This is a genomic window from Variovorax sp. J22P240 (assembly GCF_030316855.1).
Lineage (GTDB): Bacteria > Pseudomonadota > Gammaproteobacteria > Burkholderiales > Burkholderiaceae_C > Variovorax.
Genome location: NZ_JASZYR010000001.1, coordinates 1,391,535 through 1,406,697, shown reverse-complemented (window position 1 = coordinate 1,406,697; position 15,163 = coordinate 1,391,535). Strand labels below are relative to the sequence as shown.

15 protein-coding genes are annotated in these 15,163 nt (G+C 65.8%); 10 read left to right on the top strand and 5 right to left on the bottom strand.

The features are described from left to right. Positions 1-191: 191 nt before the first annotated feature. From QTI24_RS06765 to QTI24_RS06725, 9 genes are all read left to right on the top strand, one after another. The gene (locus QTI24_RS06765; protein ID WP_286599172.1) at positions 192-1,730 is read left to right on the top strand and encodes a sigma-54 interaction domain-containing protein; all 1,539 of its coding nucleotides are present in this window, start codon (positions 192-194) and stop codon (positions 1,728-1,730) included. Positions 1,731-1,946: 216 nt separating this feature from the next. Next, positions 1,947-3,143 carry a substrate-binding domain-containing protein gene (locus QTI24_RS06760; RefSeq protein WP_286599171.1) on the top strand — a complete coding sequence of 399 codons (1,197 nt, stop codon included), beginning with the start codon at positions 1,947-1,949 and terminating at the stop codon, positions 3,141-3,143. A gap of 179 nt (positions 3,144-3,322) precedes the next feature. Then, positions 3,323-4,789 carry an extracellular catalytic domain type 2 short-chain-length polyhydroxyalkanoate depolymerase gene (locus QTI24_RS06755; protein WP_503011210.1) on the top strand — a complete coding sequence of 489 codons (1,467 nt, stop codon included), beginning with the start codon at positions 3,323-3,325 and terminating at the stop codon, positions 4,787-4,789. A gap of 42 nt (positions 4,790-4,831) precedes the next feature. Beyond that, the gene (locus QTI24_RS06750) at positions 4,832-5,596 is read left to right on the top strand and encodes an ABC transporter ATP-binding protein (protein WP_286599170.1); all 765 of its coding nucleotides are present in this window, start codon (positions 4,832-4,834) and stop codon (positions 5,594-5,596) included. Next, positions 5,593-6,318 (top strand): ABC transporter ATP-binding protein, encoded by a 726-nt coding sequence (locus QTI24_RS06745; RefSeq protein WP_286599167.1) that lies wholly within the window; start codon positions 5,593-5,595, stop codon positions 6,316-6,318. Before QTI24_RS06750 ends, QTI24_RS06745 begins: the two co-directional genes overlap by 4 nt. Further along, the gene (locus tag QTI24_RS06740) at positions 6,315-7,295 is read left to right on the top strand and encodes a branched-chain amino acid ABC transporter permease (RefSeq protein ID WP_286599165.1); all 981 of its coding nucleotides are present in this window, start codon (positions 6,315-6,317) and stop codon (positions 7,293-7,295) included. Before QTI24_RS06745 ends, QTI24_RS06740 begins: the two co-directional genes overlap by 4 nt. Positions 7,296-7,304: 9 nt before the next feature. Further along, the gene (locus QTI24_RS06735) at positions 7,305-8,369 is read left to right on the top strand and encodes a branched-chain amino acid ABC transporter permease (RefSeq protein WP_286599163.1); all 1,065 of its coding nucleotides are present in this window, start codon (positions 7,305-7,307) and stop codon (positions 8,367-8,369) included. A gap of 50 nt (positions 8,370-8,419) precedes the next feature. Then, the gene (locus QTI24_RS06730; protein WP_286599300.1) at positions 8,420-9,241 is read left to right on the top strand and encodes an alpha/beta fold hydrolase; all 822 of its coding nucleotides are present in this window, start codon (positions 8,420-8,422) and stop codon (positions 9,239-9,241) included. A gap of 51 nt (positions 9,242-9,292) precedes the next feature. After that, the gene (locus QTI24_RS06725; RefSeq protein WP_286599161.1) at positions 9,293-9,799 is read left to right on the top strand and encodes a DUF1993 domain-containing protein; all 507 of its coding nucleotides are present in this window, start codon (positions 9,293-9,295) and stop codon (positions 9,797-9,799) included. A 16-nt stretch (positions 9,800-9,815) separates the two neighbouring features. On the opposite strand, the gene hemH is transcribed toward QTI24_RS06725, so the two are convergent. Beyond that, positions 9,816-10,847, bottom strand: coding sequence for a ferrochelatase (gene hemH / locus QTI24_RS06720; protein ID WP_286599159.1), 1,032 nt, complete (start codon positions 10,845-10,847; stop codon positions 9,816-9,818). A 39-nt stretch (positions 10,848-10,886) separates the two neighbouring features. Between hemH and QTI24_RS06715 the strand changes: the two genes are divergently transcribed. Continuing rightward, positions 10,887-11,588: an HAD family hydrolase gene (locus QTI24_RS06715; RefSeq protein WP_286599156.1), complete on the top strand. Its 702-nt coding sequence runs from the start codon at positions 10,887-10,889 to the stop codon at positions 11,586-11,588. Between the two features lie 12 nt (positions 11,589-11,600). Here QTI24_RS06715 and QTI24_RS06710 read toward each other — a convergent pair whose 3' ends face one another. The 4 genes from QTI24_RS06710 to QTI24_RS06695 form a co-directional block, all read right to left on the bottom strand. After that, positions 11,601-12,140 (bottom strand): hypothetical protein, encoded by a 540-nt coding sequence (locus QTI24_RS06710; RefSeq protein WP_286599155.1) that lies wholly within the window; start codon positions 12,138-12,140, stop codon positions 11,601-11,603. After that, entirely contained in the window at positions 12,140-12,820 is a 681-nt protein-coding gene (locus QTI24_RS06705; RefSeq protein ID WP_503011209.1) for a C39 family peptidase, read from the bottom strand. Before QTI24_RS06705 ends, QTI24_RS06710 begins: the two co-directional genes overlap by 1 nt. Positions 12,821-12,830: 10 nt before the next feature. Beyond that, complete coding sequence (locus QTI24_RS06700; RefSeq protein WP_286599152.1) at positions 12,831-13,202, bottom strand: hypothetical protein; 372 nt, start codon at positions 13,200-13,202, stop codon at positions 12,831-12,833. A gap of 96 nt (positions 13,203-13,298) precedes the next feature. Further along, entirely contained in the window at positions 13,299-14,708 is a 1,410-nt protein-coding gene (locus QTI24_RS06695) for a hypothetical protein (RefSeq protein WP_286599151.1), read from the bottom strand. Positions 14,709-15,163: the final 455 nt, after the last annotated feature.

Sequence of the window (15,163 nt, the reverse complement as noted above, 5' to 3'; positions counted from 1 at the left end):
TACCGCCGTGTGCGGCCGGTGGGCCGTGCAAGGCGCGCAGCATAACAAGGCGGATGGCAGCCGCTTGTCGGCGCTCGCCGCGTTTCCAAAAGCCTTCGATGCTAATCAGGAACCGAGCCGACCATTGATGCTTTTCATCTGCAGATTGATGCGCAAGGTGATGCGCAAGGCAGGCGCGCTACGATCCCGCCATGTCTCCCGCCGCTGCCGCCCCACCCGCATTGCCGCTCGATGCCGAAGGCATCCTCGCGCTCGCTGCGCGCTCGATGTTCCACTTGTTCTCCAGCATCAGCCAGGGCATGTTCCTGGTTGACCGGAGCGGACGCATCGTCTGGGTCAACGAGGGCTATCGCCGTTTCCTGCCGGCGCTCGGCTTCTCGTCGATCGACCAGTTTCTCGGGCATCGGGTCGAGGACGTGATCCCCAACACCCAAATGCGCCGTGTGCTCGAGACCGGCGAGCCGATCCTGATCGACCTGCTGACCAACAAGGCCGGCACCTTCGTCGTGAGCCGGATACCGCTGCGCGAGGAGCGCGAGGGCGATTCGGGCGCCGTGCCGGGCGAGGTGATCGGAGCGATCGGCATCGTGCTGTTCGACCATCCCGAAACCACCCTGCAGCCGCTCATCAGCAAGTTTGCGCTGCTGCAGCGCGACCTCGACGATGCGCGGCGCGAACTCGCGAGCCAGCGAAACAACCCGCTGTACCAGCAGTCGGCCGATGGCCGGCGGCGCTCCAAATACACCTTTGCCAGCTTCATCGGGAGCAGCCCAGCTGCGGTGGAGGTCAAGCGGCATGCGCGGCGCGCGGCGCAATCGTCGAGCCCAGTGCTGTTGCTGGGCGAAACGGGCACGGGCAAGGAACTGCTCGCGCATGCGATCCATGCGGCGTCCGCGCGGGCCGCCGGCCTCTTTGTCAGCGTGAACATCGCCGCGGTCCCTGACACCCTGCTCGAAGCGGAATTCTTTGGTGTCGCCCCGGGTGCCTTCACGGGGGCCGACCGCAAGGCGCGCGAAGGCAAGTTCAAGCTGGCCGATGGTGGCACGCTGTTCCTCGACGAAATCGGTGACATGCCACTCGGCCTGCAGGCCAAGTTGCTGCGCGCATTGCAGGAAGGCGAGATCGAGCCGCTGGGCTCCAACAAGCTGGTGCCTTTCGATGCGCGCGTGATCGCAGCCACTTCGCGCGATCTCGCGGCATTGGTGCGGGAAGGGCGCTTTCGCGAAGACCTGTACTACCGCCTCAACGTGCTGCCCGTGCGCGTGCCGCCATTGCGCGAGCGGCGGGCCGATATTCCGGCGCTTGTCGAAGTGCTCGGCGAGGACATGGCCCTGCGCAGCGGCGAGGCCCCGCCCGAACTCACGCCCGACGCGCTGGCGCTGCTCGCAGCGCAGCATTGGCGGGGCAACATCCGCGAGTTGCGGAACGTCCTGGAGCAGGTGACGATGCGCAGCGATTCGCAGCGCATCGACGCGACGCAACTCGAACGCATCCTGCGCGAGGCCGGCCAGGAAAAGATCGCGACGCCGAGCAAGGTGCCCGCCACGGCGACTTCCGATGCCGACGAAAACGCGGCCTTGCTGCGGCCGCTCGCCCAGCAGGTCGCCGAACTGGAGCGCCGCGCGATCGCCGCCGCAATGGCCGCCACCGGCGGCAACAAGCTGGCGAGTTCGAGGCTGCTCGGCATCTCTCGCGCAACGCTCTACGAACGGCTGGAAAACCCTGACTGAAGAAAATGCAATTGTCTGAAAGTCAGGCAATTGGCGTGTCTTGAAGTCAGCCGATTCGAGACGCGGCCCAGGAACCCCGCGGAACCGGCTCCGCCAGGCCGCAGGGGGTTGCCCCCGTAAAGGGGGTGGAGAGCGACACGAAGTGCGCGAGCCTGGGGGTGGCTTCACCTGGCATGAACTGTGCAAGATTCAGGCATCATCATCAGGAGACAAAGAATGCAACGTCGCCACCTCGTCGCCTTGGCAGCGCTCGCCATCGTCGGCGCATCGGCCCTGACCGCTCCGGCCTGGGCCCAGTCCAACGAGATCAAGATCGCCCACATCTATAGCAAGACCGGTCCGCTCGAAGCCTACGGCAAGCAGACGCAGACCGGCTTCATGATGGGGCTGGACTACGCAACCGGCGGCACCATGACCGTCAACGGCAAGAAGATCGTCGTGATCGAGAAGGACGACCAGGGCAAGCCCGACCTCGGCAAGTCGCTGCTGGCGGCGGCCTATGCCGACGACAAGGCCGCGCTCGCGGTCGGCCCGACCTCTTCGGGCGTCGCGCTGGCGATGCTGCCGGTGGCCGAGGAATACAAGAAGATCCTGCTGGTCGAGCCCGCAGTGGCCGACTCGATCACCGGCGACAAGTGGAACAAGTACATCTTCCGTACCGGCCGCAACAGCTCGCAGGACGCCATCTCCAACGCGGTGGCCGTCGACAAGGCCGGTGTCACCGTGGCCACGCTCGCGCAGGACAACGCTTTCGGCCGCGATGGCGTGAAGGCGTTCAAGGACGCTCTCAAGAAGGCCAAGCTCGCGCATGAGGAATACCTGCCGCCCGCGACTACCGACTTCACCGCGGGCGCACAACGCCTGATCGACAAGCTCAAGGACCAGCCGGGCCGCAAGATCATCTGGATCGTTTGGGCGGGTGCGGGCAATCCGTTCAAGATCGTCGACCTCGACCTCAAGCGCTACAACATCGAGATCGCGACTGGCGGCAACATCCTGCCGGCGATGGCGGCCTATAAGTCGCTGCCGGGCATGGAGGGCGCGGCCTACTACTACTTCGGCATCCCGAAGAACCCGGTGAACGAGGCCATGGTCTCGATGCACTACAAGGAATTCAAGACCCCGCCGGACTTCTTCACCGCGGGTGGCTTCTCCGCCGCGATGGCCGTGGTGACCGCGCTCAAGAAGACGGGCGGCGACACCAACACCAACAAGCTCATCTCCGCCATGGAAGGCATGAGCTTCGACACGCCCAAGGGCAAGATGACCTTCCGCAAGGAAGACCACCAGGCGATGCAGAGCATGTACCACTTCAAGATCAAGGTAGACCCGGCGTTTGCTTGGGGCGTGCCTGAACTGGTGCACGAGATCAAGCCGGAAGAGATGGACATCCCGATCCGGAACAAGAGATAACCGCCAGGCTCGCGCACTTCGTGTCGCTCTCCACCCCCTCTGCAGGGGGCAACCCCGGGCCGGCGGAGCCGGTTCCGCGGGGTTCCTGGCTTCTGACGTAGCGCGCAACTTCTTTCCATCGATCCCCTTCGCGCGAGGGGGCGGTTCAGTGCATCCTAAAAAACCAACAGGAGACAAGCATGAAGCGCAACTGGATGATGAAGATGAGCACGGTGGCGGCCTTCGCTGCGTTGGTGAGCCATGCCGCCACGGCGGCGGTGCCGCTGCCAGCGCTCGGGGCGAATGCCGCAGAGGTCAGCGTGTCCGGCCTGTCGGCGGGCGGTTTCATGGCGGTGCAGTTGCACGTGGCCTATTCGGCCACCTTCAAGCGAGGGGCCGGCGTGGTCGCGGGCGGGCCTTACTACTGCGCCGAGGGATCCATCGTCAACGCGACGGGGCGCTGCATGACGCACGCCACCAGCATCCCGGTGTCGTCCCTGGTAAGCACGACCAACAGCTGGGCAGCGAGCGGATTGATCGACCCGGTCTCGAATCTCTCGACATCGAAGGTGTATCTCTTTTCGGGTACGTCGGACAACACGGTCAAGCAGGCCGTGATGAACGACCTGAAGACCTACTACCAGAGCTTCGTTCCCGCAGCCAACACCTATTACAAGAACAACCTCGGGTCCGGTCACGCGATGATCACCGACGACTACGGCGGCAGTTGCGGAACGACGGCAACGCCCTATATCAACAATTGCGGCTTCGATCTGGCCGGGGACATCCTGCAGTACCTGTATGGCCCGCTGAATGCCCGCAACAACGGCACGCTGTCGGGCACCTTCACCGAATTCAACCAAACCGATTTCATCAGCGGTCACGGCATGGCCGCGACGGGCTGGGTCTACGTGCCGCAAAGCTGCAGCAGCACGTCGTGCCGCGTGCACGTGGTGCTGCACGGATGCAAGCAGAACTACACGGACATCGGCGACAAGTACGTGCGCAACACCGGCTACAACCGCTGGGCCGACACCAACAACATCGTCCTAATCTACCCGCAGACCAGTAGGGCGGCGACCAACAGCTGCTTCGACTGGTGGGGCTACGACAACGCGAACTACGCGAAGAAGTCCGGTCCGCAGATGGTCGCCATCAAGGGCATGGTGGACCGGGTGGTGACCGGCACTTCGGGCGGCGGCGGAGGCGGAACGGCGCTGCCTGCGCCCACGGGCGTCGGCACTTCCGGCGCCACCGCCAGCAGCATGGTGATCGGCTGGAATGGCGTGTCGGGCGCCGCCGGCTACAACGTCTATCGCAGCGGTGGCAAGGTCAATGCTTCGCCCGTCGCCGGCACCAACTACACCGATACCGGACTGGCCGCGTCCACGACCTACAACTGGAGCGTGACCACGGTGGATGCCGGCAACGTGGAAAGCGCGATGTCCGGGTCCGCTTCGGGCACCACCCTGGCCGGCAGCGGCGGTGGCACGCCGACCTGCTACACCGCCAGCAACTACGCCCACACGACGGCAGGCCGCGCCACGCAAAGCGGTGGCTATACCTACGCCAAGGGCTCCAACCAGAACATGGGTCTGTGGAACACCTTCATCACCACGACCCTGAAGCAGACCAGCCCCAACTACTACGTGATCGGCACATGCTGAAGCCAACTCCCACTGCCGATCGGCAGCCTTGCCTGTTTGAAGATGCTTGAAACCCGAGACCTGACCATCCGCTTCGGCGGCCATGTGGCGGTGAATGCCGTCAGCTGCGCTTTCGCGCCCGGCACGCTCACCGCGATCGTCGGCCCGAACGGCGCGGGCAAGACCACCTATTTCAATCTGATCTCGGGCCAGCTCAAGGCCACCGAGGGCACGGTGTGGCTCGACGGGCAGCCGTTGTCCGGATTGCCGGCCTCGGCCCGCACCCGCGCGGGGCTGGGCCGGGCCTTTCAGCTGACGAATCTCTTTCCCCATCTGTCGGTGCTGGAGAACGTACGCCTGGCCGTACAGGCGACGCGCGAAGGGCCGCATCGGCGCGGGCTCAACCTCTGGAGCATCTGGAGCGACCACCGGTCGCTGACCGAGCGCGCCGATCAGATCCTGGCAGACGTGGCGCTCAAGGCCAAGGAGCACGCCACGGTCGCGAGCCTGCCGCACGGCGACCAGCGCAAGCTCGAAGTCGCGTTGCTGATGGCGCTCGAACCCAAGGTGTTCATGTTCGACGAACCCACGGCCGGCATGAACGCGGCCGAGGCGCCGGTGATCCTCGACCTCATCCGCGCGCTGAAGAAGGACAAGAGCAAGACCATCCTGCTGGTCGAACACAAGATGGACGTGGTGCGCGAACTCGCGGATCGCATCATCGTGCTGCACAACGGCCAACTCGTGGCCGATGGCGAACCGGCCGAAGTCATCGCCTCGCCGGTGGTTCAAGAGGCCTACCTGGGCGTGTCGAAGGAGGCCGCATGACCACGAACCTGCTGGAACTGAGCGGCGTGCACACGCACATCGGCGCGTACCACATCCTGCACGGCGTCGACCTCGTCGTGCCGCGCGGCCAGCTCACGATGCTGCTCGGCCGCAACGGCGCAGGCAAGACCACCACGCTGCGAACCATCATGGGCCTGTGGCACGCATCGCAAGGCCGCGTGCGCTTCGGTGACCACGACATCACCGCGCTCCACACACCGCAGATCGCCGAACTCGGCATTGCCTACGTGCCGGAGAGCATGGGGATCTTCTCGGACCTCACCGTGAAGGAAAACATGCTGCTCGCCGCACGCGCCGCGAAGAACGCCGACCAGATGGACGACAAGCGGCTGAAGTGGATCTTCAAGCTCTTCCCCGCGGTCGAGAAGTTCTGGAACCACCCTGCGGGCAAGCTCTCCGGCGGGCAGAAGCAGATGCTTGCCGTGTCGCGAGCGATCGTCGAGCCGCGCGAGCTGCTCATCATCGACGAGCCCAGCAAGGGCCTCGCGCCGGCCATCATCAACAACATGATCGACGCCTTCAGCGAGCTCAAGCACAGCGGCGTCACGATCCTGCTGGTCGAGCAGAACATCAACTTCGCGCAACGCCTGGGCGACACGGTGGCCGTGATGGACAACGGCCGGGTGGTGCACGGCGGAAGCATGGCGGCGTTCTCGGCCGATGAACAGCTGCAGCAATCGCTGCTGGGTTTGGCACTATGAAAATCGACTTCGACTGGAAGCCCGTTGCGTTGGTGCCGGTGCTCGCGCTGATCGCACTGCCCTTGACGGGTTCTGTCTCCACCTGGCTCACGCTCACGGTCGCAGGCCTTGCGATGGGCATGATCATCTTCATCATCGCCTCCGGTCTCACGCTGGTGTTCGGGCTGATGGACGTGCTGAACTTCGGCCACGGCGTGTTCATCGCCTTCGGCGCCTTCGTCGCGAGCAGCGTGCTCGGCGGCATGTCCGACTGGACCGGCTCGCAGGAGCTGTGGCGCAACCTCGTGGCCGTGTTCCCGGCGATGCTGGTGGCCATGGCGGCGGCCGGTGCGGTCGGCCTGGCCTTCGAGCGCTTCATCGTGCGGCCCGTGTACGGCCAGCATCTGAAGCAGATCCTCATCACCATGGGCGGCATGATCATCGGCGAGGAGCTCATCAAGGTGATCTGGGGCCCCGGGCAGGTCCCGCTGCCGCTGCCCGACGCGCTGCGCGGCTCGCTGCTCATCGGCGATGCGGCGATCAGCAAGTACCGCATCCTGGCGGTCGTGATCGGCGTGTTCGTGTTCGGCCTCCTGGCATGGACGCTGGGCCGCACCAAGATCGGCCTGCTGATCCGCGCCGGCGTGCAGGACCGCGAGATGGTCGAGTCGCTCGGCTACCGCATCGGCCGGCTGTTCGTCGGCGTGTTCGTGGTCGGCAGCGCGCTCGCGGGGCTGGGTGGCGTGATGTGGGGGCTGTTTCAACAGAACCTCATTCCGCAGATGGGTGCGCAGGTCAACGTGCTGATCTTCATCGTGATCATCATCGGTGGACTGGGGTCGACGGCCGGCGCGCTGATCGGCGCCTTGCTGGTCGGCCTGATGACCAACTACATCGGCTTCCTCGTGCCCACGCTGACGCAGTTCGCCAGCATTTTCCTGATGGTGGCCGTGCTGCTGTGGCGCCCCCAGGGCGTGTACCCGGTCGCGAACCGCTGAAGGACGACCATGCTCTCCCGTCTTCTTTCCAACGACATGCCGCGCAGCCGACTGCTCGCGGTTCTGCTCGCCGCGCTGGTGCTCGGCCTGGCCTTCGCGCCTTTCATCTTCCCGGGCGTCAAGGCGCTGAGCGTCGCGGCCAAGGTGCTGGTGTTCATCGTGCTGGTCGCGAGCTTCGACCTGCTGCTGGGCTACACCGGTATCGTGAGCTTTGCGCAGACCATGTTCTTCGGCATCGGCGCCTACGGCATCGCGATCTCGGCCACGCGGCTCGGCGCAGGGTGGGGCGCGGTGCTGCTCGGCCTCGGCGCTGCGCTCGTGGTCTCGCTGGTGCTCTCGCTTGCGATCGGGCTGTTCTCGCTGCGGGTGCGTGCGATCTTCTTCGCGATGATCACGCTCGCGGTGGCGTCCGCGTTCCAGACGCTGGCTTCGCAACTGTCGGACTTCACCGGCGGCGAGGATGGCCTGACTTTCAAGCTGCCCGAGCTGATCTCGCCCAGCTTCGAGTTTGCCGAGGAGCCTTTCCTGGGCGTCTCGCTCGACGGCCGCCTGCTTTGCTACTACATGCTGTTCGTGGTCGCGGTGGTGCTGGTGCTGGCGCTGCTGCGCATCGTGAACTCTCCCTTTGGCCGCGTGTTGCAGGCGATCCGCGAGAACGAGTTCCGCGCCGAGGCGATCGGCTATCGCGTGGTCGTCTATCGCACGACGGCCTCGGTGTTGTCGGCGCTGTTCGCGACGCTCGCAGGCGCGATGCTCGCCATCTGGCTGCGCTACAACGGGCCCGATACCTCGCTGAGCTTCGAGATCATGATCGACGTGCTGCTGATCGTCGTGATCGGCGGCATGGGCACCATCTACGGCGCGGTCATCGGCGCGGTGATCTTCGTGGTGGCGCAGAGCTACCTGCAGGATCTTCTGCGCTTCGGCAGCGAGGCCGCGAGCGGTGTGAGCTGGCTCGCCGCGTTGCTCTCGCCGGACCGCTGGCTGCTGTGGCTGGGCGTGCTGTTCGTGCTCTCGGTCTACTACTTCCCGACCGGCATCGTCGGCCGTCTTCGTGCGAGGGCATCGCGGTGATCACTCCCATTTCGAACTACACGCAGCTCGCTGGCCGCGAGATCCACTGGATGGATTGGGGCCCGCGCGAGGGCCCGGTGGTCATCGCCTGGCACGGCCTGGCGCGGACCAGCCGCGACATGGATGAGCTTGCGGCGTATTTCGCCGAGCGCGGCTTCCGGGTGATCTGCCCGGACACGATCGGGCGTGGCCTCAGCCAGTGGAGCCCTGCGCCGGACGAGGAATACCAGTTGTCCTTCTATGCGCGCATCGCGGCCGCGCTGTGCGACGACCTGAAGCTCGCGCGCGTGCACTGGGTCGGCACGTCCATGGGCGGCGCGATCGGGCTGGTCTGTGCCGGTGGACTGGTCGAGCCGGCGATGAAAGGCCGCATCGCCAGCCTCGTGCTCAACGACACCGCGCCGCAGATCGCCCAGGCTGCCGTCGAACGCATTCGCTCCTATGCGGGGCAGCCGCCCGCTTTCGACACGGTCGTCGAACTCGAAGCCTTCTTCCGCACTGTCTACAAGCCCTATGGATGGCTCAGCGATGCGCAGTGGCGGCGGCTGACCGAGACATCGACGCGGCGCCTGCCCGACGGCCGCGTGATACCGCACTACGACCCGGCAATGGTGCGGCAGTTCAGTGCGCACCCCGACGACTATGTGCTGTGGCCGCACTACGACGCGGTGGAAGCGCCCTTGCTGTGCCTGCGCGGTGTCGAGTCCGATCTCGTGCTGCCCGAGACGCTGGACGAGATGCGCCGCCGCGGTCCGGGCGCCAAGGGCCGTCTGCAGATCATCGAGATCCCGGGCTGCGGGCATGCGCCGGCGCTCAACGTTCCCGCTCATCTCGAGCCGATCGAGGCCTTTATCCGCGCCGCCGGCACGTGAGCGATGGCGGCCCGACAATCGGGCCGCCCATTCAACACGGAGTCAAACAACATGGCGCTCTCGCTCTACGACATCTCGGTTCCGGTGTTCATCCGCGGACTCGGCCAGCTTTCCCACGTCCTGGACAAGGGGCTTGCGCATGCGCAGTCGGCCGGCATCGATTCCGCCCAGCTCGTCAATGCGCGCCTCGCGCCGGACATGTTCACCCTCGCGGGGCAGGTGCAGAGTGCGAGCGATGCATCCAAGCTCGGTACGGCGCGCATCGCCGGCGTCACGGCGCCCAGCTTTCCGGACACCGAGACGACCTACGCGGAACTCCAGGCCCGCGTCGCCAAGACGATCGACTATCTCAACACCGTCGACCGTGCCCTGATCGACGGTGCCGAAGAGCGCGAGGTCACGATGAAGGTGCGCGGCGCCGAACTGAAGTTCACCGCGCAGCGCTACCTGCTGCAGTTCGCGCTGCCGAACTTCTTCTTCCACGTCACGACGGCGTACGACGTGCTGCGGCACAGCGGCGTGCCGCTCAGCAAGCTCGATTACCTCGGTCGGTACTGATGGCGCCGCAGCGGATTCAGGCCCGCCGGGTGGGCCAGCCGCCGAGGTGACGGTCCGCGATGTTCGACAGCGCCGTGATCCACGCGCTGCTGTCGTTGAGACAGGGGATGTAGCGAAATTCCTTGCCGCCCGCGCCGAGGAAGGCCTCGCGGCCTTCCATCGCGATCTCTTCGAGCGTCTCCAGGCAGTCGGCTGGAAAGCCAGGGCACATCACGTCGACTCTGGAAACGCCCGCCGCGCCGAGTTCGCGCAGCGTGGGTTCGGTGTAGGGCTCCAGCCATTTGGCGCGACCGAAGCGCGACTGGAAAGTGATGCGGTACTGCGCTGTGGTCAGCTGCAGCTTGTCGGCCAGCAGACGCGCGGTCGCTAGGCACTGCGCCTGGTAGGGGTCGCCGAGCCTGATGTTGCGTTCCGGAATGCCGTGGAAGCTCATCACCAACCGGTCGGGGCGTCCGCTCTGCTGCCAATGGCGCGTAACGCTGTGCGCCAAGGCATCGATGTAGAGCGGATCGTCGTGGTAGTCGTTGACGAAGCGAAACTCGGGCACGCGGCGCACGCCGGCACTCCAGGCATTGACGGCGTCGATCACGCTCGCCGTGGTGGTGGCCGAGTACTGCGGATAGGCCTGCAGCACAAGCACGCGCGTGACGCCTTCGGCCTTCAATTCATCGAGCCGGGAGGCGATCGATGGATTGCCGTAGCGCATCGCATCGCGCACCGTTACGCGATGGCCTTTCTCGCCGAGCCAACCTGCCAGCAGCGTCGCCTGCTTCTTCGTCCACACCTTGAGCGGGGAGCCCTCGGGTGTCCAGATGCTGGCGTACTTGGCGGCCGACTTTGCGGGCCGCGTGCGCAGGATGATGCCGTGCAGGATCAGCGCCCACAGCGCGCGCGGGATCTCGACCACGCGCGGGTCGCCCAGAAAGTCGGCCAGGTACGGGCGAACGGCGCTCGCCGTCGGCTCGTCGGGCGATCCCAGGTTGCACCAGAGCACGGCGGTGCGCTCCTGGGCGTTGTCGGCGGCAGGCGGTTCAGGTCGAAAAGGCATGCGATATTCTCGGTCATGCCCTCCGTGACTCCTGATTCCATGACCCTCGACGTGAAGCGCATCGCCGCGATTTCACTCGACCTCGACGACACGCTCTGGCCCATCTGGCCCACCATCGAACGCGCCGAACGCGTTCTTCATCAATGGCTGGTGCGCGAGGCGCCGAAGACGGCAAGCCTGCTGATCACGCCCGGCGTATTGCGCGAACTGCGCGAAGCCACGGCCAAGGAGCGCTCCGATCTTGCACACGACCTGAGCGCGCTGCGCCGCGAGTCCATCCGCGCAGCGCTGCGGCGCGCGGGCGAAGACCCGGCTCTGGCGGACCCGGCCTTCGACGCCTTCTTCGCCGAGCGCCAGCGCGTAACGCTCTACGACGACGTGCTGCCCGCGCTGCGGTGGCTGAGCGAGCGCTATCCCCTGGTGGCAATTTCCAATGGCAATGCCGACCTGAAGCTCACCGGCGTGAGTCGCTGGTTTCGCAGCGGCTTCAACGCGCGCGAATTCGGCAGCGGCAAACCGCATGCGCCGATCTTCCGGGCCGCGGCTGCTTCGGTGGGGCTGTTGCCGAAGGACGTGCTCCATGTCGGCGACGACGCTGTGCTGGACGTGGTCGGCGCGCTCGAAGCCGGCATGCAGGCCGCCTGGCTGGTTCGCGATGAGCGTCCGTGGGAACACGGCGCGCGGCCGCAACTGATCGTGCCGAACCTGCACGCGCTGTGCATGGCGCTGGAGTCCGCGTAGCCTGGGTATCCGTCAACGCGAGCTCATGATGGCACGTGCCACCGCGTCGCTCACCGACGACTGGATGTTGTAGTTCTTCAGCATTCCCGCCGCGTTGCTGGTCGCATTGATCACGGTTTGATTCACGATGTGCTGGTTGTCCAGCGTGTTCTGGATCACGGTCCCGTAGTTCGCACCGCCCTGTTGCGCCGCAACGGTGTTGCCCGGACCGTTCTGCACAAGATTCAGGCTCGACAGCTGCTTGTCGAGTTGCGCCGCCTGCGCCGGAGTCAGGTTGTTGATATGGCCGAAGTCCAGCGTGGTTTGCGTCACGAGGTTGCCGTTGATGTAGACAGCCCGCGTGATCCCGAAGCTCACCAGCAGCCCGTTGCCCGGGTCGAATCCGCCGCGCATCTGGTCGAGCGTGTGGCTGCTCACCGCCATCCATAGCTCCTCGCGGCGCGGCACGGGATCGGATTCGCCTGAGTGCGCCTGCGAAAGGGCGCTTCCTGCCAGCGCGCAGAGGCAGAGCCCCAGCACCGAGCGCACGAACGGAAAGTGCCGTGCCTTCATCAGAAGTCTCCCGGTCCCAGCTTTGGCATGGTGATGTCGCTCATACTTGCTCGGCCGACGCCACGCGCCAGCGGCGCGCGAGGTGACACGCGCCAGTCGGCCGCCACGTTGAATTTCGCCTGCTCCATGTGGCTGTGGATGACGAAGAGCAGGCCGTTCTTCCAACTCTCGTCGAATACCTTGCGCGACATCGCGCGTGTGCCTTGTGCGGGATCGCCGACGAGTACGCGGTCGTCCTGCACGCCCTTGACCACGACAAAGTGGTGGTAGCCGTTCGTATTGATGAGGACGATGGCGGGGATGCGCGCCTGGTTGAGCTTTTCGAGCGGCTGCTCGAATCCGTCGGCCTTGAAGCCGTGTGCCTCCAGGTAGCGCTTCATGTCGAGCAGCGAGAAACCTTCCTTGTGGATCTTCGCCTGGTCGCCGTTCTCGTACATCTCCTTGAACACCGCCGCTTCGGTGACCGGGTAGTCGTAGTGGTGCGTCAGCAGCGTGGCGAGGGCCGCCGAGCCGCAACTGAAGTCGTATTTCTGGATCAGCGTACGCCCCATGCGCGCCTGTTTCAGGCTGGTGATGGGGATGGTCACGTCCATCCCGCCCAGGCCGGGCAGGTAGGCCTGCTGGGCAGGCGCTGCGATGGCCGCAGTCAGCAGTGCGAAAGAGAGCAGCATGCCGCGCATGGCGCTCTCCTCAGTTCATCTGCAGATGAAGGATCACCGCGTTCTGTATCAGTACATTCGCGCCGGAGTTCTGGATCACGACCGGCAGTCCATTCATGTTGGCGAACGAGCCCGCACTGATGGTGTTGTCGCCAGTGTTGACACGGTTGGCGGAGTTGTTGGCCGTGGTGCCGTTCAGCGTCATCTCGTTGCTGACTTGCTCGCTTCCTCCGCGATAGCTTGCCAGCGTTGCAGAGTCGACCGGCACGGCGGCAAAGGCCACGCTTCGATCACTGCCGGCCGATGTCTCGCTGGTCGCCGGAGCGCCTTGCGCCACAGCCGCGGCAGGCAACAGCAAACCCAGGGCCGCGCAAACGGACCCGATGAGGGTAACGAATTTCATGGCGTGTCCCTTCAGCCTCGTGTGAGGGCGAGCCGACAAGCGCCGTGCGGCCTGAACGGATCAGGCTGCACGGCGTTCATCGGTCTTCGCGATCGATCAGCGTCCCACGGACAGGTTGGCCTGGACGTTCACGCTCTGTTGAACCATCGAGGCAATGCCGCTGTTCTGGTTCGCGACCATGATGCCCGCGGCGGTTTGACCGACGCTCGTCATGGAGTTGGACATGTTGAACGTACCGGCGTTGACCGTGTTGGTTCCACCTGCGCCACCCGTACCGCCGTTGCCGACGCCACCGGTTCCGCCGTTGCCCGTGTTGGTTCCGCCTGCGCCGCCCGCGCCGCCGGTGCCGCTACCGCCTGCGCCGCCGGCGCCTGCAGTGTTGTTACCGTTGCTGGCGCTGCCATTGGTAGCGCTGCCGTTCGTGCTCGAGCCGCCTGCGCCGCCCGTGCCTGCGCCGCCGGTCTGCGTGCCGGTCGCGGTGCTGGTGGCTGCTCCACCGCCGCCGCCCGAGCCGCCCGCTCCACCGGCACCCGTGGCGCCGCTCGCGCCGCCTGCGCCTGCCGTGCTGGTCGATGTGCCGGCTCCGCCCGCACCGCTCGCGCCGCCTGCACCTGCCGTGCCGCTGGCACCGCCCGCGCCGCCCGCGCCGCCTGCTGCGCCTGCGCCGCCCGCGCCGCCTGCTGCGCCGGCCAGGCCACCGTCACCGCCTGCGCCGCCGCCGCCGCCATAGCCGCCCGAGCCAGCCGAGGTGCTGCCGGAGCTTCCGCCACCGCCGCCACCGCCGCTCCTGCCGCCGAGTGCCGCGGACAGGCTGCCGCTGCTTCCGCCGCGGCCGCTGTCGCCGCTCGAGCCGCCGCGTCCGCCGTCGCCGCCACTCGACGAGGCGCGTCCGCTGCCTTGCAGGCCTGCGGCGATGCCGCCGAGGCCGTTGCCGCCGTCACCCGCAGTCGATCCGCCGTTCGTGGCGCTGCCATGCGTGATGGCGCCATTGGATGCGCTGCCACCCACCGCGCCGACCGCGCCCGTGCCCGTGGCGCCGTTGCCGCCTTGGCCGGAGGCTTCGCCGCCTCGGCCTGTCCCACCGCGACCACCGTAGCCTGAGCCGCCGGCAGCTGAGCCAAGGTTGGTCGCGTAGTTGCCGATGTGGGACACCGTGTTGCCGGAGACATAGCCATCCAGCTTGCTGACGGCCGTCGCCTTGGCTGTGTTGAATGCGTTGGTGAAGGTGCCGGTGGATCCGTTGTTGATTGCAGCGGAACGCGCGGCGCTGGCCTCTGCAGCACCCGATTCCCTGTTGGTGCTCGTGCTGTTGCTCGTGCTGTTGCGCGTACTGTTGCTGGTGCTCGTGCGCGTGCTCGTGCTGGTACTCGTGCTTGTCTCGGTGTTGGTGTTGCTGCCCGTCTCCGTACGCTGACGTGCAGACTGGTCGGTGTCATTGGCAAATACCACCGAACCGCTGAACCCGAAGGCAAGCGCAATGGCCGAAGCCAGAAGTGTCTTTTTCATGAACCCTCCAAAAAGTTGAACAAGCTTGGTAGTGACGTGCGTCGCCGCAAATCACGGGCGGCTGTGCAACTTCGGTGCCACCAACTTACTGCTTGTTTCGCGCATGGCGTTCTCCATTGGGGACGCGTTCCATATGACAGTTTCATGAATACATGCCCTAGCTGACCCAGAGGCACGTGGGGGGTGTTTTCGGGCTCGCAGTGTCACAGGTGCTTGACGGTGCACCCTGCCCGCATGCATCGCTTGCGGGGAGGCACGAGCCGCGACTTGACACCTCGGACAGTCCCCGAAAGTTTCTCTTTCTGTCTCATGCGTGTGACAGCCGATTTCGCGTAAGTAAGGCGTTGCACGTATGCCGAACGGTATAGCGATGAGGCGCGGTCTTGCCTCTGGTGGCGCGGGCCTTTCGGCGTGCGTCGGGACCGAAGTGCCACACCTCTGAGACACCCCACCCG